The 20,259-nt window shown below is 61.7% G+C and carries 17 protein-coding genes; 7 read left to right on the top strand and 10 right to left on the bottom strand.

Annotation, left to right across the window (positions count from 1 at the left end):
• Positions 1-21: 21 nt before the first annotated feature.
• From ACO06J_RS12425 to ppk2, 3 genes are all read right to left on the bottom strand, one after another.
• Positions 22-1,563 carry an amino acid permease gene (locus tag ACO06J_RS12425; protein WP_421761030.1) on the bottom strand — a complete coding sequence of 514 codons (1,542 nt, stop codon included), beginning with the start codon at positions 1,561-1,563 and terminating at the stop codon, positions 22-24.
• 50 nt (positions 1,564-1,613) lie between these two features.
• Positions 1,614-2,459 carry an N-formylglutamate amidohydrolase gene (locus tag ACO06J_RS12420; protein WP_421761029.1) on the bottom strand — a complete coding sequence of 282 codons (846 nt, stop codon included), beginning with the start codon at positions 2,457-2,459 and terminating at the stop codon, positions 1,614-1,616.
• Positions 2,460-2,583: 124 nt separating this feature from the next.
• Entirely contained in the window at positions 2,584-3,441 is an 858-nt protein-coding gene (gene ppk2, locus ACO06J_RS12415; RefSeq protein WP_421761028.1) for a polyphosphate kinase 2, read from the bottom strand.
• Positions 3,442-3,571: 130 nt separating this feature from the next.
• On the opposite strand from ppk2, the gene ACO06J_RS12410 reads away from it, so the two are divergent.
• The 7 genes from ACO06J_RS12410 to phoB all read left to right on the top strand — a co-directional run bounded on the left by ACO06J_RS12410 (position 3,572) and on the right by phoB (position 11,222).
• Positions 3,572-4,855: an ATP-binding protein gene (locus ACO06J_RS12410; protein WP_421761027.1), complete on the top strand. Its 1,284-nt coding sequence runs from the start codon at positions 3,572-3,574 to the stop codon at positions 4,853-4,855.
• A gap of 205 nt (positions 4,856-5,060) precedes the next feature.
• Positions 5,061-6,083: a PstS family phosphate ABC transporter substrate-binding protein gene (locus tag ACO06J_RS12405; RefSeq protein ID WP_421761026.1), complete on the top strand. Its 1,023-nt coding sequence runs from the start codon at positions 5,061-5,063 to the stop codon at positions 6,081-6,083.
• Between the two features lie 76 nt (positions 6,084-6,159).
• On the top strand, positions 6,160-7,635 hold the full coding sequence (gene pstC, locus ACO06J_RS12400) for a phosphate ABC transporter permease subunit PstC (protein ID WP_421761025.1): 1,476 nt from the start codon (positions 6,160-6,162) through the stop codon (positions 7,633-7,635).
• Complete coding sequence (pstA, locus tag ACO06J_RS12395; protein ID WP_421761024.1) at positions 7,632-8,951, top strand: phosphate ABC transporter permease PstA; 1,320 nt, start codon at positions 7,632-7,634, stop codon at positions 8,949-8,951. Before pstC ends, pstA begins: the two co-directional genes overlap by 4 nt.
• A 22-nt stretch (positions 8,952-8,973) precedes the next feature.
• The gene (gene pstB, locus ACO06J_RS12390; RefSeq protein ID WP_421761023.1) at positions 8,974-9,786 is read left to right on the top strand and encodes a phosphate ABC transporter ATP-binding protein PstB; all 813 of its coding nucleotides are present in this window, start codon (positions 8,974-8,976) and stop codon (positions 9,784-9,786) included.
• Positions 9,787-9,811: 25 nt separating this feature from the next.
• Positions 9,812-10,510, top strand: a complete 699-nt coding sequence (phoU, locus tag ACO06J_RS12385) for a phosphate signaling complex protein PhoU (RefSeq protein WP_421761022.1) — start codon at positions 9,812-9,814, stop codon at positions 10,508-10,510.
• Between the two features lie 10 nt (positions 10,511-10,520).
• On the top strand, positions 10,521-11,222 hold the full coding sequence (gene phoB / locus ACO06J_RS12380) for a phosphate regulon transcriptional regulator PhoB (RefSeq protein WP_421761021.1): 702 nt from the start codon (positions 10,521-10,523) through the stop codon (positions 11,220-11,222).
• Positions 11,223-12,041: 819 nt separating this feature from the next.
• Here phoB and ACO06J_RS12375 read toward each other — a convergent pair.
• The 7 genes from ACO06J_RS12375 to ACO06J_RS12345 form a co-directional block, all read right to left on the bottom strand.
• Positions 12,042-12,872: an NAD-dependent epimerase/dehydratase family protein gene (locus ACO06J_RS12375; protein WP_421761020.1), complete on the bottom strand. Its 831-nt coding sequence runs from the start codon at positions 12,870-12,872 to the stop codon at positions 12,042-12,044.
• 9 nt (positions 12,873-12,881) lie between these two features.
• The gene (locus ACO06J_RS12370) at positions 12,882-13,844 is read right to left on the bottom strand and encodes a mannonate dehydratase (RefSeq protein WP_421761019.1); all 963 of its coding nucleotides are present in this window, start codon (positions 13,842-13,844) and stop codon (positions 12,882-12,884) included.
• Between the two features lie 168 nt (positions 13,845-14,012).
• Positions 14,013-15,017: an ABC transporter ATP-binding protein gene (locus ACO06J_RS12365; RefSeq protein WP_421761018.1), complete on the bottom strand. Its 1,005-nt coding sequence runs from the start codon at positions 15,015-15,017 to the stop codon at positions 14,013-14,015.
• Positions 15,018-15,020: 3 nt separating this feature from the next.
• Positions 15,021-16,064: an ABC transporter ATP-binding protein gene (locus tag ACO06J_RS12360; RefSeq protein WP_421761017.1), complete on the bottom strand. Its 1,044-nt coding sequence runs from the start codon at positions 16,062-16,064 to the stop codon at positions 15,021-15,023.
• Positions 16,061-16,981, bottom strand: coding sequence for an ABC transporter permease (locus ACO06J_RS12355; RefSeq protein WP_421761016.1), 921 nt, complete (start codon positions 16,979-16,981; stop codon positions 16,061-16,063). The genes ACO06J_RS12360 and ACO06J_RS12355 overlap by 4 nt, the downstream gene beginning before the upstream one ends.
• Positions 16,982-16,992: 11 nt before the next feature.
• The gene (locus ACO06J_RS12350; RefSeq protein ID WP_421761015.1) at positions 16,993-17,991 is read right to left on the bottom strand and encodes an ABC transporter permease; all 999 of its coding nucleotides are present in this window, start codon (positions 17,989-17,991) and stop codon (positions 16,993-16,995) included.
• Positions 17,992-18,060: 69 nt separating this feature from the next.
• On the bottom strand, positions 18,061-19,857 hold the full coding sequence (locus ACO06J_RS12345; RefSeq protein WP_421761014.1) for an ABC transporter substrate-binding protein: 1,797 nt from the start codon (positions 19,855-19,857) through the stop codon (positions 18,061-18,063).
• Positions 19,858-20,259 lie beyond the last annotated feature (402 nt).

Genomic DNA, 20,259 nt, shown 5'->3' with positions numbered 1-20,259 from the left:
CGCGGCTCCCGGTTCTGTCAGTTACTCGGCATGACCATACTTGGCCTCAACCGCAGCAATTTCTGCCTGGCGCTTGGCAATGGCGTCGCCAACCGGCGGTCCCATGAAGCGCTTGTTCTCGAACACCACCCACAGGATGGCGGCGAGCACAAGGAAGGCCAGCGTGATCCAGAGCACATTGGCATTTGGCGGCTGGATTGCGATGAACACGATCAGGATCATGCCCAGCACGCTCAGCACCGCAAACAGCTTGTACATCCCCACGCCCATGTTCCAGGGCCCCATCTTCGGCCACTTCTCGGTCCCGATGGCAAAAAAGCCCAGCGCAATCGGAATGGTGAACGACAGGAACAGGAAGATCAGCGTGGCATTGACCACGATGGTGTAGATGTTGGTGCCGCCGATCGACACGGTCTGCGCCAGCCAGACGAACAGGAACTCGGCAATTGCCGCCGCCCAGATCGCCGCCACCGGCGTACGGTACTTGACGCTGACATTGGCGAGAGCCTTCGAAATTAGCGGCAGGCCGCCGTCACGGCTGAAGGCAAAGATCATGCGCGAAGCCGACGTAACGGTCGCAAGGCCGCATATCAGCTGTGCGATCAGGATCAGCAGGTACAGCAACGTCACCAGCCAGCCCGGCAGCACTGCTGTCATCGTGGCAAAGAACACGCTCCAGCCCTGCTTGGCGCCTTCAGCCATGTCCGGAATGGCCATCATGATCACGCTCAGCAACACCCAGCCGGCAAGCGAGGAAATGATCACCGACTGCACGATCGACCTCGGCACCGACGTCGAGGCCTGCTTGGTCTCTTCCGACGTGTGCGCCGACGCGTCGTAGCCGGTGATGGTGTAGATCGGCAGCAAGAGGCACAGCGAGAACAGGTAGAGCATGTTGTCGCTCTGCGGGAACACGTTGCCGCCGGTTTCGCCTGAGTTGTTGGTGAAGGTCCAAAGCCGCGTGATGTCGTGCGTTGGTGCAAAGATCAGCAGCAGGATGATCATCGCTGCGGTCGTGCCCAGGATGAGATAGCCCGAAAAGTCTGTTAGCTTTGCAGTGAGACTAATGCCGAGGTGGTTGATCAGCGCCTGGATTACCGTGATCACCGCGACGAACAACACGATATGCACCGGGTCGGCCGTCATTCCGATCATCGAGCCGAACGTGCCCTGAAAGAAAAAGGCCGTACCGATGTTGATGGCACCCAACACTGTGATCAGGCCAAGCAGGTTCAGCCAGGCCGTGACCCAACCCGTGAAGCGGTTGCCGAGAATTGAGCCCCAGTGGTAGAGCCCGCCCGCCGTCGGATAGGACGAGGCGATCTGCGCCATGCACAGGGCGAAGAACCCCGATACCACGCAGCCAACGATCCAGCCGATGCCGGCGCCAGCGCCGCCGATCGAGCCGGTAGCCTGAGCGAAGGAGTTGATGCCGCCCGACAGAATGCAGATGATTGAGAACGAAATCGCAAAATTCGAGAACCCGCTCATGCGTCGAGCAAGTTCCTGGGCATAGCCCATGGAGTGGAGGACTTTGGTGTCCTCCGTGTGATGGTCGGCCATAGTCAGTCCGTCCTTTCCGGTTACCCTCATGCCCCAGTGGAATGGTCAGGTTATGCCGCTGCCTTGCCGAGCGCCCCTCGCGCTGTTTCAAGACACCGGGCCAGACGGGCGGCCCAACTGGCCACCCCGTCAGGTTCGAGAATTTCGTTGTTGCGGATTTCAATCATCGTCGCCGCAAAGCCGCGCCGGTCGCTATGATGCTCAAGCGTGTAGGTCACGCCGTTGAGCGCCGAGTAGGGCTCATTCCAGCCCACGTTGAGCCCAGGATCGTCCGCCTTCAGCGCATCGCTCAAGGCGCGCGTAAAGCCTTCGTCGCGGGGGTGGATCAACCCGATCGGCCACGGTCGCTGCACGTCCTTGTAGACGGGAGTGAACGAATGCACCGTGACCAGCACCGTTTCCATCCCCGCCTGCTTCCGCCGCCCCAGCAGCGCCTCAAGCGCATTGTGGAAGGGGGTGTGATATTGCGTAATCCGCCGCTGCCGCTCGGCCGCATCAATCTCGAAATTACCAGGAATTTCGGTCCGCTCGCTCAGCAGCGGGATCAGGTCCGGCGCGCTTTCCTCGCGGTTGCAGTCGATCACCAGCCGGCTCACCGTCGAAGCCACCAGCGGCGCGTCGAGCAGGTCGACCAGCCGCAGCGCCACTGCCAGCGCGCCCGGGTCCCAGGCGATATGCATCAACCGCTGATGCGAGGTCAGACCCAGGTCGCCATAAGGCTCGGGGATCCGGTTTGAAGCGTGATCACAGGCCAGCACGAAGGGCGACTGCCCCTTTGCGTTGAAGACCTGCACTGGCGCGATGACGCTTGCTTCAAGGCTTGCGTCGACGTGCTGCCCCACCAGACCACCCCCTGCGGCCGCGGCCAAGCCCGCCACCGCATCCGCACGTTCCAAGACAGTAACTCGGCCAATTGCGGATCGTTAACAGGAAGTTGACGAGGTTTTTGTCCGTCTGTCAAACGGTTGCAGGAGCTCCCGGGGGGCTTAAGCAGAGATTTTTGACCAAACGGTCAGCCTGCTACATGTCGTAGCCACCCTTGCGGAACGCCTCCGCACTCACTGCGATGCGCGGATCGTTCGCGCCGATTAGCGCCTCGTCCTTGCCCTCGTACTCGATCGCATGCAGCACCGAGCGGATGACAGCGAGGTGCCCGCGCTTCTTGTCATTGTTGAGGATCACATGCCACGGCGCATGATCGCTGCTCGTCGCATCGAACATGCGATCGCGCGCCACGCTGTAGTCGTCGAACTTCTCCAGCGCCTTCATATCCACCGGGGACAGCTTCCACACCTTCAGCGGGTCATGCCGCCGGTCATGGAACCGCTTGATCTGCATCTCGCGGCCGATCGCCAGCCAGAACTTGAAGACGTGGATATCGTCGTTCACCAGCATCTTTTCGAAATGCGGCACTTCCTCAAGGAACTTGTCGGTCTGTTGCGGCGAGCAAAAGCCCATCACCGGCTCCACCCCGGCCCGGTTGTACCAGGACCGGTCGAACAGCACCTGCTCACCCGCCGCAGGCAGCCAATCGACATAACGCTGGAAATACCACTGCGTCTTTTCGCGATCCGTCGGCTTGGGCAGTGCCACGTCGATGTTGTAGCGCGGGTTGAGGTTGTCGAGATACGCCATGATCGCGCCGCCCTTGCCGGCCGCGTCCCGGCCCTCAAAGACGATCACGACTCGCCGTCCGGTCTTGGCCTGGTCGGCCTGCAGCAGCGCCAGTTGCTTCTGCACGGCCAGCATCTCGCCCTCGAACTGGTCGCTGTCCATCTTTTCGTCATAGGGGTAGCCGCCAGATTTCAGCGCCCGCTTGCGGATGGCCTTTGGCAGAACAGGGTTCTCAAGGTCGAAACCTTCGAGCGGATTGGCCATGGCGAAACTCCTGACATGTCATGACTGCGTCACAACCGTGCTATGAACAGACCCGTTCTGGCAAGCCACGCGAATCGACCGCCTTGCCACTCTTCCGGCACTTGGGAAGACGCTTGGGAAAGACCGCCTGATGGCTGACGAAACACAACGCGCGACTGTGGGGCTCGATACGGCCTTCGCCACCATCCGGACGCGCTTTTACGCCCGGCTGCTCCTGCTGCTGGCCGTCGGGCTGGTGTTTATGACGCTGGCCGGCACGCAGTTGATCAACTCGTTCATCGCCGTCCTGGCCTACGCCGTTGTGCTGCTCCTCGCCGCCATCATTCCCGATACGGGTGAGACCCGCCACGAAGGCGTTGGCGCCGCCGGTGCTGTGGACGACGCGTTTGCCGATGCCGTCCGCCATGTCGCCGATGCGCTCCCCGATCCCTGCATCATCGTCGATCGTCGCAGCGTCATCGTCCACATGAACGGCCCCGCCATGCGGCACTTCCCCAGCGTTGTCCTCGCCAGTCCCATCGCGTTCACCATGCGCTTTCCGGCGCTCCTCAACGCCATCGAGCGCGCCCGCACCGATGGCCCGCAGAAGGTCGAACTGCATCAGGCCGTGCCGACCGAGACCTGGTACAAAGCCATGGTGGCGCCACTCGCCGCGGGCGATCCCGTCAATGACGGCGTGCTGGTCATCACGCTCCAGAGCCTCACCGAGGAAAAGCGCCTCGAGTCCCTCCGCACCGATTTCGTCGCCAATGCCAGCCACGAACTGCGCACCCCGCTCACCTCGCTGGTCGGCTTCATTGACACCCTGCTCGGTCCGGCCGCCAACGACAAGGAAGCCCGCGAGCGGTTCCTTGGCATCATGCAATCGCAGGCCGCGCGGATGGCCAAGCTCATCGAGGACCTGCTTTCGCTGAGCCGCATCGAAATGCGCCAGCACCTCCGCCCCACTACCGAGGTCGACCTCACCATCCTCATCAAGGAAGTAGCCGAGGGCCTGCAACAGGTCGCTAGGGACGCCGGTGCCGCGCTGAAGCTCGATATCCCCGCTGCCCCCCTCGTCGTCAGCGGCGACCGCGACGAACTTTACGAAGTCTTCGAAAACCTCATCGACAACGCCATCAAGTATGGCGCCGAAGGTGGCGATATCGAAATCACCCTTGCCCCCACATCAGGCCGCCAGGGCTTTGATGCGCAACTCTCCGTCACCGACCATGGCGTCGGCGTCGCCCCCGAGCATGTCCCCCGCCTCACCGAGCGGTTCTACCGGGTCGATGCGGAGTCGAGCCGCAAGAAGAAAGGCACCGGCCTCGGCCTTGCCATCGTCAAGCACATCGTCAACCGCCACCACGGCCTGCTGACCATTCGCAGCCAGCCGGGGCAGGGGACTCGGGTCGAAGTCCTGCTCCGTAAATGACGGAATTGTTGCATATCCACAGGCCGACTTTTGTTTCGCGCTGATTAGTACAGCAAAATCAAACGATTAACCTGTCACATAACGGCAATCCAACCGTCATAAAAGCTTTGGTCAACGCCCATAGGTTCCGCCATGCAACGGGCGGCCTCAGTGAGCCGGACGTGCCTTACGGGCCAACCGCCCATCCTTTCCGAAAGGGACCATCATGAAGATTTCCGTTTTCGCGAGCGCCGCCGTCATCGCGCTTGCCTCCGCCCAGGGCGTTGCTTTCGCCCGCGACCAGATCCAGGTCGCCGGTTCGTCCACCGTTCTCCCCTACGCCAAGATCGTCGCCGAGTCGTTCGGCGAGACCTACCCCGACTTCAAGACCCCGGTTGTTGAGTCCGGTGGTTCGGGCGCTGGCATCAAGCAGTTCTGCGAAGGCGTTGGCGAAGACAAGATCGACATCGCGAACTCCTCGCGTCCGATGAAGGCCGAAGAGCTGGAAAGCTGCAAGACCGCTGGTGTCACCGACGTCCAGGAAGTCAAGATCGGCTACGACGGCATCGTGTTCGCCACCGACATCAACGGCCCGGATTTCGTCATCCAGCCCGTCGACATCTACAAGGCCCTGGCTGCCAAGGTCGTCGTTGACGGCAAGCTCGTCGACAACCCCTACACCAAGTGGTCCGAAGTGAACGCTGCCTTCCCGGCTTGGGATATCGCGGCCTACATCCCGGGCGAAAAGCACGGCACACGTGAAGTGTTCGAGACCAAGCTGCTCGCAGCTGGTTGCGACAAGGACGCGCTGGCCGCTGCCGGCGTTGCCGAAGCTGACGTCGCCAAGACCTGCATCGCGGTTCGCAAGGACGGCAAGGCCATCGACATCGACGGCGACTACACCGAGACCCTCGCCCGCATCGATAGCAACAAGACCGGCGTCGGCGTCTTCGGCCTGTCGTTCTACGAAAACAACGCCGACAAGCTGAAGGTCGCGACCGTTGGCGGTATCGTTCCCACGACTGCCACCATCGCTGACGGCACATACCCGGTCTCGCGTCCGCTGTTCTTCTACGTCAAGAAGGCACACATCGGCGTCATCCCGGGCCTCAAGGAATATGTCGAGTTCTTCCTGTCGGACGACATGACCGGTCCCGACTCGCCGCTCGCCACCTACGGCCTCGTCCCGGCTCCCGATGCCGAGCGCGAAGCCAACCGTGCCAAGTTCGAAGCTGGCACCACGATGTAATGACTGCCGGCGCGGACCTTCTGGTCCGCGCCACCTCCTGCCCCGTGCAGACCAGGTTTTTTAAGGTGAGGCGTCAATGTCCGCTGGTTGGTTGATTGCGATTATTCTCGGTATCGGTGCGGTGGCATACTTCTTTGCCGCCCAGCGTGCCCGCGTACAGGCCGAGGGCTCGACCCGCTCCGGCAAGGACGTTCCCCACTCCCTCCCCACCTATCATGGCTGGCTGGCCTTCATCGTTGCCACCATCCCCGCTTTGCTCTTCCTGCTCGTGTGGAGCGTCGGGACCAGTGCCATCCTTGAAGGCCGCGTCACCGCTGAAGTAACCAAGCATATCGCCGATCCGGCTGCGGCCAGCCTCTCGGTCGGCATGGTGCGCAACACCGCCAACGCGCTTGAGCAACTCGGCGTCACCTCCGCCGAAAAGCTGCCAAAAACCTTCGCTGATCTGAAGCAGCTGGCCAAGGGAACCAGCCTCACCCTCCCCGATAGTGGCGAGGACTATATGGTCGCGCTCGCCAGTTCGGTCAGCGCCGACACCGCCACCTTTCGCGTTATTGGCCAGATCCTGACGCTCATTCTCTCCCTCGCCGGCGCTGCGTGGTCCTACTCCCGCATCAAACTCCGGCTGCGCGCCCGCAACCAGGTCGAAACCGCTGTCCTCTGGTCGCTGGTCGGTGCATCCAGCATCGCTATCCTCACCACCATCGGCATTGTGCTCTCCATGCTGGGCGAAACGATCCACTTCTTTTCCGAAGTGTCCCCGTTCAACTTCTTCTTCGGCACCGTGTGGGATCCGCGCTTTGCCGCAGCCGGCGCTTCCAGCGATGGCGGCCAGTTCGGCCTCATCCCGCTCCTTGCCGGCACCCTTTACATCGCTCTGGTCTCGATGCTCTTCGCCGTCCCCGTCGGCCTGATGGCCGCCATCTACATGGGCGAATATGCCTCGAGCCGCGTCCGCTCCACCGTCAAGCCGCTGCTGGAACTTCTCGCCGGCATTCCCACCATCGTCTACGGCATTTTTGCGCTGGTGACCCTCGGGCCTTTCCTTCGCGATCTCTCTGCAGCGCTCGGCGGCGGCTTTGCCTTCATCCAGGCGCAGTCGGTCCTCACCGCCGGCATCGTCATGGGTGTGATGCTGATCCCGGTGGTTTCCTCGCTCTCCGATGACGTCATCACCGCCGTGCCCCGCGCCATGCGCGATGGCTCGCTGGCGCTGGGCTCGACCCGGTCGGAAACCATCGTCAAGGTTATCCTCCCCGCCGCCCTCCCGGGCATCGTCGGCGCCTTGCTGCTCACCGCCTCCCGCGCCATCGGCGAAACCATGATCGTGGTGCTGGCAGCAGGTGTCGCCGCGCGGCTCACCATCAATCCGTTCGAAGCCATGACCACCATTACCGTCAAGATCGTCAACCAGCTGACCGGCGACCTTGAATTCAACTCACCGCAAACCCTCGTGGCCTTCGCGCTTGGCCTCACCCTGTTCGCCGTCACCCTCGGCATGAACGTTTACGCGCTCTACATCGTGCGCAAATATCGGGAGCAGTACGAATGACCGAGGCCACCATGTCCTCTGCCGGAATGCAGACCGCCACTGCCACCAAGCGCGATTTCGGCCTCAAGCGCCGTCACGCTGCCGAAGCCCGCTTCCGCTTCTACGGCATCGCCGCCATCACCATCGGCCTCGTCTTCCTCGCCATCCTGATGTTCTCGATCTTCTCCAAGGGCTACACCGCCTTTGTGCAGACCGCGATCACCGTGCCGGTCGAGTTCTCCGCCGAAATCATCGACAAGGACAACGTCCGCGCCACCGATCCGCGGAAGCTCCTCACCGCCAACTATCCCGTAATCGCCCGCAATGCGGTGGCCCGTGCCCTCGGGGTTGATCTCAGCGACAAAGTGGCGATGAAGCAGCTGACCGGCCTCGTTTCGGAAGGCTCCCGTGCCCAGCTCCGCGACATCGTGGCCGCCGATCCCTCGGTTGTCGGTACCACCCGCAATGTGACGCTCCTCGCCGCCGCCGATATCGATAGCGCCAACAAGGGCCAGATCGATCTCACCGTGCCCGAAGCCAAGCGCAAAGTCTCCGATCAGCAGGTCGCCTGGCTGAGCCAGCTCAAGGCCGCCGGCCAGCTCTCGACCCCCTTCAACTGGGGCCTCCTCACCTTCGGCGCCTCCAGCCGGCCCGAAACCGCCGGTCTCGGCGTCGCCATCATCGGCTCGCTCTACATGATGCTGGTGGTGCTGGTCTGCGCGCTCCCCATCGGCGTCGCCGCCTCCATCTACCTCGAAGAGTTCGCCAAGAAGAACCGCTTCACCGATCTCATCGAAGTCAACATCAACAACCTCGCGGCTGTCCCCTCGATCGTCTTCGGTCTCCTCGGGCTCGCCGTGTTCATCAACTTCTTCGGTATGCCCCGTTCGGCGCCGATCGTTGGTGGCCTGGTGCTGACCCTGATGACGCTCCCCACCATCATCATCGCCACCCGCGCCGCCCTGCGGTCCGTCCCGCCCTCGATCCGCTCTGCGGCGCTCGGCATCGGCGCCAGCAAGATGCAGATGGTGTTCGATCACGTGCTGCCGCTCGCCACCCCGGGCATTCTCACCGGCACCATCATCGGGCTCGCCCGTGCGCTGGGTGAGACAGCTCCGCTCCTCCTCATCGGCATGGTGGCCTTCGTTGCCGACAAGCCGGCCACCCCGTTCGATCCCGCGACGGCCCTGCCGGTGCAGATCTATATGTGGGCCAACGAGGCCGAACGCGCCTTTGTCGAGCGCACGTCGGGCGCCATCATCGTCCTGCTGCTCTTCCTTGCCGTCATGAACATCACCGCCATTCTGCTGCGTCGCCGCTTCGAGCGCCGCTGGTAACCCTCGTTTCAGGATCACCGTCATGTCACTCGAAACCGCATCGTCCGCCGCTACCGCGTCCGCACCGCGTCCCAATGCCCCGCCCAAGATCACCGGCGAGAACGTCGGCGTGTTCTACGGCGCCAAGCAGGCCCTGTTCGACGTCAACCTTGAGATCGAGCAGTTCAACGTCACCTCGCTCATCGGCCCCTCGGGCTGCGGCAAGTCGACGTTCCTGCGCTCGCTCAACCGCATGAACGACACCATTGATGGCTGCCGCGTCACCGGCAAGATCCTGCTCGACCGGGACGATATCTACGATCCCTCGATCGACGTCGTTGAACTCCGCGCCCGCGTCGGCATGGTGTTCCAGAAGCCCAATCCGTTCCCGAAGTCGATCTACGAAAACGTCGCTTACGGTCCCAAGATTCACGGCATCGCCCGTGGCAAGACCGAACTCGATGAGATTGTTCACTCATCGTTGCGTCGCGCCGGCCTCTGGAACGAGGTCAAGGATCGTCTCAACGAGCCTGGCACCGGTCTCTCCGGCGGCCAGCAGCAGCGTCTTTGCATTGCCCGCGCTATTGCGACCAAGCCCGAAGTGTTGCTCATGGACGAGCCCTGCTCTGCGCTGGACCCGATTGCGACCGCCGTCATCGAGGAACTGATCGACGAACTGCGTGAGAATTTCACCATCGTCATCGTCACCCACTCCATGCAGCAGGCCGCCCGCGTCAGCCAGAAGACCGCGTTCTTCCACCTCGGCAAGCTCATCGAGGAAGGCAAGACCGAGGACATCTTCACCAATCCCAAGAATAAGCAGACGCAGGACTACATCACCGGCCGTATCGGCTGATCGCGCCCGTCCAGAGGAATTTCAGATGCCCACTTCGCTCAACGAGCACATCGTTACCTCTTACGAGGACGAACTGACCAACATGCAGAAGACCATCTCCGAGATGGGTGGCATGGTGGAACAGGCGATCACCGACGCAGCCACCGCGCTCCTTCGGCTCGATCACAAGGCTGCCCAGGATGTCCGCGCCTTCGACAAGAAGGTCGATGAGATGCAGCAGCGTATCAACGACATGGCGGTCTCGATCATCGCCCGCCGCCAGCCCATGGCCGCCGATCTGCGCATGGTGGTGACCTCAATCCAGGTCGCCAACGATCTTGAGCGCACCGGCGATATGGCCAAGCAGTTGGCCAAGCGCGCCCTGCAGATCGAAACGCTTGGTCTCGCGCCAAAATTCTACAACGGCGTCAAGCACATGACTGATCTCGTGGCACGCCAGCTGAAGGCTGCCCTTGACGCCTACGCACACCGGGATTCCTCGGCTGCCGTCGAGGTCTGCAATCGCGATGACGAAGTCGACGCCATGTACAATTCGCTGTTCCGCGAACTCCTCACCTACATGATGGAAGATCCGCGCAACATCACCCAGTGCACGCATCTGCTGTTCTGCACCAAGAGCCTCGAACGCGTCGGCGACCATGCGACCAACATCGCCGAAGCCGCCTACTATCTCGAAACCGGCCGCCACCTTTCCGCTGATGAACTGCAGCGGCAGCAACGCTAGGCTTTGACCGATGTCCGCATCCATCCTGATCGTTGAGGATGAGGCCGATCTGGCTGTCCTCCTGCGCTACAACCTCGAAGCCGAAGGCTTTCGCGTTGCGACCGCCGCTTCGGGCGACGAAGCGGTCGAGCGCATCCGCGACGGCGTGCCTGATCTGATCCTCCTCGACTGGATGCTGCCGGGCCTCTCCGGCATCGAGCTCTGCCGTCGCTGGCGCGCCCGTGAGGAAACCGCACGCACCCCGATCATCATGATCACTGCGCGCGGCGAAGAAGAAGAACGCGTCCGTGGCCTTGCCACCGGCGCCGATGACTATGTCGTCAAGCCCTTCTCCATCCCCGAATTGCTGGCCCGCATCAACGCACTCCTCCGCCGCTCAAGCCCGCAACTGGTCACCGCCGTGCTCAAGGCCGGCGATCTTGAGCTCGACCGCACCAGCCACCGCGTCCGTCGCGGCGGCCGCGAGGTCCATCTCGGCCCCACCGAATATCGCCTCCTCGAATACCTGATGCGTCATCCCGGCCGGGTCTATTCGCGCGAGCAATTGCTCGATGGCGTCTGGGGCAACGACGTCTATGTCGATGAACGCACCGTCGACGTCCATGTTGGCCGCCTCCGCAAGGCCATCAACCGCCACCGCGACGCCGACCCCATCCGCACCGTCCGCGGCGCCGGCTACGCCTTCGACGAACGCTTCGCCGCCATCAGCTGATTGTTCTTCTTGATCCTCCCCCGCATAGCGGGGGACTTTGCGGCCGGTCGACCGAAGGTCGATGAAAGGCTCCTGTGGAGCCTTTCAAGGCAAGAAGGCCATGAGAGCTATGCTCGAATGGCTAGGACCATGCGCAGCATGGTGGAGGGGGCAAGTGGGCCAGCGATTGTTCTCTTGCTCTTACCCACCGCGCGTCATCCCAGCGAACGCTGGGACCCAACTACCAGCCCGCGCACATGGAGAGTTGGGTCCCTGCCTGCGCAGGGATGACATCCAGTTTGTGTGTCCTGCCAGCGCTTTAGCACCACTTATCCCCGCGCCTTTTGACCGCGCTATACTCCCCTCACTGCCCCCGCGCTGGACGGGATCGCGAGCGAACGGTTTGCGGGGACAGGGTCGGATGGAGGGTGTCGCGCCCTCCTTGCCGAAGTTCCGGCCGGCCGGATGCTTTCTTCAGGGAGGCGAGGGCCGCCAGTGGTGTCACGGTCGCTTTCGGGCGGCCAGGGGCCGAGCTCCCGTCACGGGGAGCCGGGGTGCCTGCGCAGAAACGTCCGGGGTTTCGGCTCCGTGGATCTGGACTGCGGGGATAAGCCCCCTCCTTCGGGAGGCCGGTCGGAGCGATCCGCCGGTGGCCAGGCACTGCGGTTCCGGGGAAGTCCCCGCGGTCCGCCGGAGCGAGGTGGAAACGTCCGATCGCGCCGGCGAGGTCCGACCTCGCACACATTGCTGACTACCCGCCTTGAGGCCTGGGCCTCGCCGGCGCTCGTCCTCACTGGTTCTCACCCGAAGCCATGTGGCCAGCGGGCGCGTTCGCGTGTCTCAGGTCAGGTCGTGCTTCCAGCCCAGCATCCGCTCGGCCTTGCTGGAGTTGAAAAAACTCTGCCGCCCGGCAAAGTCACCCTTGATCGGCATCCCGGGAAAGTGCTTGGCGACGAGATCGCGGCTCGGCACATCGACGCTGGTATCGGGGCCCACGATGTAGAACACCTCATGCCCGGTATAGTTCGCCGTCAGGCTCAACAGGCACGCCCGCGCCGCTGCATCGAACCGCGTATAAGCCCAGAGGTGCTTGGCAAAATTGTCGCTATTCTCGGTGAACGCCCGCGCCGCCAGCTCGCGCTCCGGCACCACCCAGTGGAACCGCATGCTGGCGATCCGGATCTCTTCATGCCGCCGGGCAAAGCTGTCCGCCTGCTGCTCGCAGATCCATTTCGAGAGGCTGTAGGGCTCCTCCGAATAGTTCGGATGCTCCTCGTCGATGGGGAAGTAGTCATACCGCGGTGCGCGGCTATAGGAGTGCCCGATCGCGTTCACGCTCGACGCCTGGCAGATCTTCATGATGCCGTTGTCGACCGCCGCCTGCAGCGCATTATAGCTGCCCACGACGTTGTTGTTGTGGACCACATTATCCGGGTGCCGTCCGGGCGATGGGATCGCCGCCATATGAATCAGCGCGTCGCAGCCGGCAAACGCCGCCACGAGCTTTTCGAATTCGCTCATGTCGGCCTGCACGAAATGCAGCCCCTCGCGCTCTTCGAACTCGGGTGCGGTAACCCGGTCGATGCACACCAGCGTGTGTCCTTGGCGCAAGGCTTCGGCAACGATAGCGCGGCCGATTCCGCCGCTGCTTCCGGTGAGGGCAATCTTCATTTTGAAATCCTACTTGGCGTAAACAGCTTCCCGGAGACCCCGGATATAACCAATGGCGTAAAGCCGCCCGAACGACGAATAGCCCGCATTGGCGTTGCTATCGCCTTCGACAGTCGGAACGTGGTCGGGCCGCAGCACGCCCTCGAACCCGATATCGCGGTAGGCCTGCATGCAGGCCAGCATGTCGGTCTTGCCCGCGTCATGCCACGTCTCTTCGAACCTGGTCGGCACGCCCTTGACGTCGCGGAAGTGGACGAAGCTGATCTTCTTGCCAAACTTCTTGATCGCCTTGGGCAAGTCATCCGTCATCAGCGTGAAGTTGCCCTGGCACATGGTGATCGTGTTGTGCGTGCTCGGCACCATGTCGATCAGCCGCTGGTAATTGTCGATCGTCCGCATGATGCGGCTGACCCCCCGGATCGGCGTGATCGGCGGATCATCAGGGTGCATCGAGAGCTTTACGTTGGCCTTCTCGGCCACCGGCAGCACCCGCTTGAGGAAATACTCAAGATTGGTCCAGAGCTCCTCTTCGCTGATCGGCGGCTGGTTGGTGATGTTCTCGGGCACATCATTGGCATCGAAACTGGTCACCACCGAGCCACCGCGCGATGGCGTCGCCATGTTGGTGCGCACCCAGTTGAAGTCCGTCATCCACTCGTAGCACCACACCGGAACGCCGAGCTTGCCCATGCTTTCGAGCAGCGTGCAGACCACATCGATCTCTTCGTCGCGGCCAGCGAGACCGCGCTTGGCCTTGTTCAGCGGCGGCCGCGCCTCGATAACTTCGAGCTTGAACCCGCCCTCGGCATATCGATCCTGCATGCGCTTCAATGGCGCCAGATCCCCCACCTTCTCGCCCGCCTGCAGCGTGTCGAAGGGCAGGCCCCCAACCGCGAGATCGACGCCAGCTTGTTTCGCCAGCTTCCACAGTGGCGAGGGGGTCGGGTTGATGAATTCGGCAATCTCAAGCATCGGTCGGCATTCCTGACTTTCCCTGGCAGGGGCCGTGCGACGGCCGGAGAGGGCGGTACAAAAGGGCTGTTGGCAATCTGGTCATCGGGCCGCCGTCAACTTCCGGCACCCGGCAGTCTCCTCCGGCGCCGGCAGTCCTGCCGACGCAACGCATTCACTCCGCCGGCATCAGACCGGCAGCAATTCCGAAAGTCGCTCCGCCACGACCTTTGGCTGCTTGTCATAGAGGTAGCAGGCCGCAGCATGCGTCGGCTCGATCTCGTAAAGCGGCGGACGCGTGCTGCAGATGTCCATGGCCGACGGGCAACGCGACTGGAACGGACACCCGCCTGGCTTGCCACCCGATTCGCGCGCCTTGATCGGCTGCTCGCCCCAGCGCTGGTCGAGGTTCGGCCACGGGATCGAGTCGACCAGAAGCTTGGTATAGGGGTGCTGCGGGTTCTTGATCACCGCATCGACATTGCCCGCCTCCATCACCCCGCCGCGGTACAGCACGATGATCGACTTGGCGATGTGATAGGCGGTCGTGAGGTCGTGGGTGATGTAGATGATCGACACGCCATGGTCGCGCTGCAGGTTGCGCAGCGTTTCGAGGATATTGGCACGCAACGAAGCGTCCACCATCGATACCGGTTCGTCCGCAATCAGCAGGCGCGGCTTCAGCAGCAGAGCGCGCGCCACGTTGATGCGCTGGCGCTGCCCACCCGAGAGCTGGTGCGGGAACCGGCCGAGCACGTCTTCGGGGCGCAGGCCCACCGCGCTCAACGCCTCGTCCATTTTATTGCGTGCTTCAGCCCGCGACTTTGCCAGCTTGAAGCGCTTGATCGGCACCGTCAGCAGGTGATCGACCGTATAGAACGGGTTGAACACCGCAAACGGGTCTTGGAACACCGCCTGCACTTCGCGGCGATAGGCCAGCCGGTCCTCGCCATGAAGCGACGTGATGTTCTTGCCGCGATAGATGATCTCACCCGTCGTGGGCGTGATGAAGCCGAGCAGCAGCATCGCCAGCGTCGTCTTGCCGCTGCCGCTTTCGCCAGCGACGGTCATGATCGTCGGTTCGTCTTCCTTCAACGTAAGCGACATGTCCTGGAGCGCAATCGTCGCATGGGCGTTGATCAACCCACGCTGATAGACTTTCGAGACGTGCTTGAGTTCGAGCAGATTGGCCACTCTTTATGCCTCCTCGGTATAGAGGTGGCACGCCACACGGCGCCCGCTCTCAAGGGTCGTAACTTCGGGGCGTTCAACACTGCAGCGCGGCATTGCAGAGGCGCACCGGGGGTGGAAGGCGCAGCCCGTCGGGAGCCGCAGCAACGATGGTGCGAGACCGGGAATCCCCTGAAACACGCCCTTGTTGTCGAGGTTGGGCAGGCTGGAAATCAGCGCCTTGGCATAGGGGTGCTTGGGCTCGGTGAACATTTCGCGCACCGTGGACACCTCGACGAGGCGCCCGGCATACATCACCGAAACCTTGTCGACGAACTGTGCCATCAGGCCCATATCGTGCCCGATCAGGATCACGGCCGCATTGATCTGGTCCTGCACCCGATCAATCGTCTCCATCACCTGTCGCTGCGTCACCACGTCGAGAGCGCTGGTCGGCTCATCGGCAATGATCACCTGAGGGCTGAGCAGAATGCCGATTGCGATACACACGCGCTGTTTCATACCGCCCGACAATTCATGGGCGTACATGCGGAATACGCTCGGATCGAGATCCACCGATTTGAGCGCATGAACACAACGCTCTTCGATCGACGAGCGCGACTCTTTGGGCATGTGCGATTTGATCGCATCGACCAGTTGCGCGCCGATGCGCGTTACCGGGTTCAGCGAGTTCATCGCGCCCTGCGGGATATAGGCAATCTTGCTGAGCCGCGCGAGACGCATGCCCTCATCGCTGAGCGACATGAGGTCGGTATCGCCGACCAGCACGCGGCCGGCCTCAATGCGCCCTGGCGGCTTGATCATCCGCATCATCGCAAGCGCAAGGGTGCTCTTGCCCGATCCGGATTCGCCGACCATCCCCATCTTCTCGCCGGCGTTGAGCGTAAAGCTCACATCGTCGAGTGCCTTGGCGCGGCCGAGGTCGGTATAATAGGTGACCTCAAGGTTTTCGACGCGAAGCACCGGTGTCACATCAGTTGCTGCGAATGCCGCCGTAGCGTTGCGGGAGCCGGACTGGCTCGTCGTAGGTGTCGAGGTGATCATCGTCATTCCGTCCTGCGCACGCGCGGATTGGCAAGCTCATCGAGGCCCATGTTGATCAGCGCGAGCGAACCAAGGATCAGGATCATCGCCACCGATGGAGCGATCGGCCACCACCACCAGCCATTGAAGAACGCACCCTGCAGCTGCGCTGCCCAGATGATGTTGCCCAGCAGCGGTTCGCGCAGCGGGCCAAGACCCAGCACAGCGAGGTAGAACGACGCAAACACCGCCGAAAACACCTGTCCCACAAACGCCGCAGCGATGAAGGGGAGCAGATTGGGCAGGATCTCCTTGAAGATGATGCCGAGGTCACTCACCCCGGAGAGCTTTGCCACCGAAACGAATTGCCGCTCCTTCATGGTCAGCACCTGCGCCCGGATCACCAGCGTCGGTCCCATCCAGGCCAGCATCACGACGATGAATGCCATGGTGATGATTGTGACATCGCGTTTGTCGAGCGACCCAGCCACCACCACTTGGATCAGCAGCACGGGGATCGGTGTCAGGATCTGGCAAACGGTGCGGATGACGCCGTCGATCCAGCCGCCGAAATACGCCGAGATGAAGCCGAGGACTACGCCGATCAACGTACCCAGCCCACCGGCCAGTACACCAATCACTGCAGTTTGCCACATGCCCATCACCATCGCCGCGAGCAGGTTGCGTCCAAAGAAATCGGTGCCGAAGGGATATTGCAAACTGGGCGGCTTCCGCGTCGCGACAGCCAGCGGATAGGCCTGTTTGGGGTTGATGGTCATCAGCCCGATCGCCGTAAACAGCACGAGGCCAAGAAGGATCAACAGGCCTATGGCGAGCCCCTTGTTGCGGCGCAGGTAGCGCAGCAACAGCGTCAGGGCGCCAGGTTGCTCAACAGACTCACGGGAGGTGCCGGCGTCTTGGGTAGTTGCGGTAATCGTCGTCACTGTTCCGGCTCCTATTGGCTTCGCACGCGCGGGTCGAGCAGCGGATAGACGAACTCGAGCACCGCCATCAGCACGGCAATGGCGATGGTGATGAACAGCACGATGCCGTAGATGGTCGGAAAATCATTCGACCGTATCGCGTTGTTGAGAACCGTACCAAGTCCGGGCAGGCCAAACAGTCCCTCCACGATGATTGCAGATGTGATCACCGTACCCAGAGCCAGCGCCAGGCCTGTCACCTGCGGCAACAGCGTGTTGCGCAGGTAATAGTCCCGGAAAATACGGCCACCGGTAAGGCCCTTGTGCTCGGCAAAATTGACGTAGTCTTCGCCCTGAATGGTAATGCCCATGCCACGCATGGAGAGCACCCAGCCGCCGACCGAACCCAGGATCAAGGCCAGCGCAGGCAGCAACTGGTGTGTCAGCAGGTCGAAGACAAAGTCCCACGACCAGTTCGGAACCACACCAATCGAATAAGCGCCTCCAAGCGGCAGGAGCTTCAAGCGGAAGCCGATGAAAAACAGCAACAGCACACCCATGATCACGGGCGGCACGCCGGTCAGCAGCACGAAGGGTGTCGCAATCGTGCGGACCCAGCGCGGGGCCCGGGGCCAAGCCGACAAGGCGCCCAGGAGATTGCCGATCACGAAGCTGAGGATCGTGGTGACGAGGAGTAGAAAGAAGGTCCAGGGCAGCGCCTGGCCGATGATATCAGTTACGGTCGAGGGATAGCGGTTGAGCGAGTAGCCGAAGTCCAGTCGGAGGATATTGCCCAGATAGGTCCAGTACTGCTCCAGCAGCGGCTTATCGAGCCCGAATTGCGAGTTCATGTTGGCAATCAGCTTTTCCAGGTCGGAGCCGGAAAATCCACCGGTCCGCGCCAGATCGGCAAAACGCTCGCGGATGGCGTTGCGCGGCGACAGGCGGGGAACGAAGAAAACGATGGTTGACGCGGCCCAGATAACCAGGACCAGGAAGGAGAGACGCTTGGCGATGAGCTTGAAATTCACTCGGGCTACTCCGCACGGGGACGTTGAGGAGTGCGCGCTTGCGCGCACTCCGAAGTCTCGATTGTGGTGTTACTGCGCGCCCGAAGGCTGCAGAGCCGTAATCACGAGCGTACCAGTCTGAGCCCAGAACGCGCCGTTTGTTCCCATTGCGGGGCTAGCGGCTGTCGGCCAGTTCTTCCAGTAGTGCTGGTTGTAAGCGATACGGTGCAGCCACTGGATGATCGGAACGTCGATCTGGTCACGCCAGTAGATGCCGAGCGCCTTGGTCGCCCCTTCGATGAACTTCGGATCGTCCGACGAGAGCGGAGCAATCGAGTCGAGGATCGCATCGAATTCAGGGTTCTTGTAGCGCGACCAGCGGCTGTTGCCAGCTGCGGTGCCGATATTGGCGCTGTACTTACCGTGGAAGAGGTTGAGAGCTTCAAACGGATCGTAGAGCGAAGCACCGTGGCCGAACATGTAGAGACCAGCCTTGCCGTCGGCCATGTTCTGGTAAGCGTCCGGACCAAAGTTGATTGCGGCGTCGAAGCCAGCCGCGCGCAGCATTTCGACCAGGATCGGAACGATGTCGCCGTGGATGTTTTCGAAGCCCTGGATGGTGGCATCAACGGTCTTGCCGTCTTTTGCCCACAAGCCATCGCCGTTCAGAGCAAAACCGGCCTCGGTCATGAGCTTGGCGGACTCTTCGGTATCGAACTTACCGGGTTGATACTGCTCCTCAAGCGCCTTGACGCCAGGCGAGTCAGCAAATGCCTGCAGGTTCGGGTAGAGCGGGAACGGGTAGATCGTTGCGATCTTGGCGCCGTCATAGAGAACGTCGTTGATCTGATCGCGATTGATCGACAGGCTGATGGCACGGCGAACGCGGGCGTCGCTATAGGGCGCCAACTGAGTGTTCATCCACAGCGAGTTCGGCCACCAGTCGAGGTAACCAAAGGGCGACTCGTTGCCGGTGTGGGTCGTGACTTCCGGGTTCTGGGCAAGAATGTTGCCGATAACCGAAGAACGCATGTCGAGCGCCGAGTCGAACTCGTTGTTCACGATACGCTGCGCCACGGTGTCCATCGACACGCCGGTAATGTTGGCGATGATGATGCGCTTGACCGCAGGCTCGGCAATACGGCCGGCCTTCACAGCCCACCAGTCTTTGCGGTAATCGAAGATCTTCTGGTTCGAGTTCCACGCGATCAGGTCAAACGGACCGGAGTGCGGAATATCGGTTGAGCCAGCTGCCATGGTGTAGTCGGCCTGAGCCGATTCCCAAGCAGCGGGAACGATCGGGATACCCGTATCAAACTTCTCGGTCAGCACTTCGAACTTGAAGCGTGGCGCCGGAGTCTTGAACTTGACCAGCACAGTCAGATCGTCCGTGGCGGTCGTGGACTCAACGAACTGGGCGAAGTTCGCGTGGTAGGGCAGCTTTTCGTTATTGAGCTGACCGTCGAAGGTATAGACCACGTCCTTGGAGGTGACCGCTGTACCGTCGCTCCACTTGGCGTCTTTGTTGAGCTTAATCTCAAGCGACATGTAGTCGGTGCCGACATATTCCATGCTGTCTGCCAGCCACGGAATGAACTCGCCCTTGAAGATGCCGAAGTACATCAACGGCTCCCACATGAAGACGTTGCCTTCCTGGTGGGTGTAGCCCGGAATTGCCCACGGGTTCGTAACGCCGATCGGCGACGATGCCGCGACGCCCCAGCCGAGAACCACTGTCTGGTTCCGCGGCACTTCCGACAATGTTTCCGGAGCAATTTCCTTCGGCGCGGACGCCGCTAGGCTATCCTGCGCCATGCCAGCAGTTGGCACGACCGCCAACGCTGTCATCGCTGCAAAAGCAGCTGTAAGTAGTTTGAGTTTGACCATAAGACAGATTCTCCCTTGACTGTCGCTGGAAAGTATAACGTCACGTCGAACACGCGGAAGCGCCAGACGATAGTGATCGCCGGACCCTCCCTCGCCTCCCCAGACATGCATTTGCATGCCTGAAATCTCTTGGACGCTTTTGCGCCACTTTCATGCGCCGAGTTCACCTCGGCATCTTTGAAGCTCCGCAAACCGCACGGAGCATTGGTTCTCAGTCGAAATGGAATTGGACCGTCTACAGGGCGGAACCCGTGGCCGTGTCGATCACTTTGCGCCCAGCAATTAGGTCGCAAAAATGGTGCACAGCCAAACACTTCGCCAACTTGAAAGTGGTCGCGCTTCCCCTCCGTCAGTGTTCTTGCACCCGCTGGGTGCAGCACTGTTTTTATTGTTGTTTTCTGA

This window comes from Devosia sp., assembly GCF_965229025.1.
Lineage (GTDB): Bacteria > Pseudomonadota > Alphaproteobacteria > Rhizobiales > Devosiaceae > Devosia_A.
The sequence above is the reverse complement of the archived record's forward strand: the minus strand, read 5'-3'. Positions and strand labels throughout refer to the sequence as shown.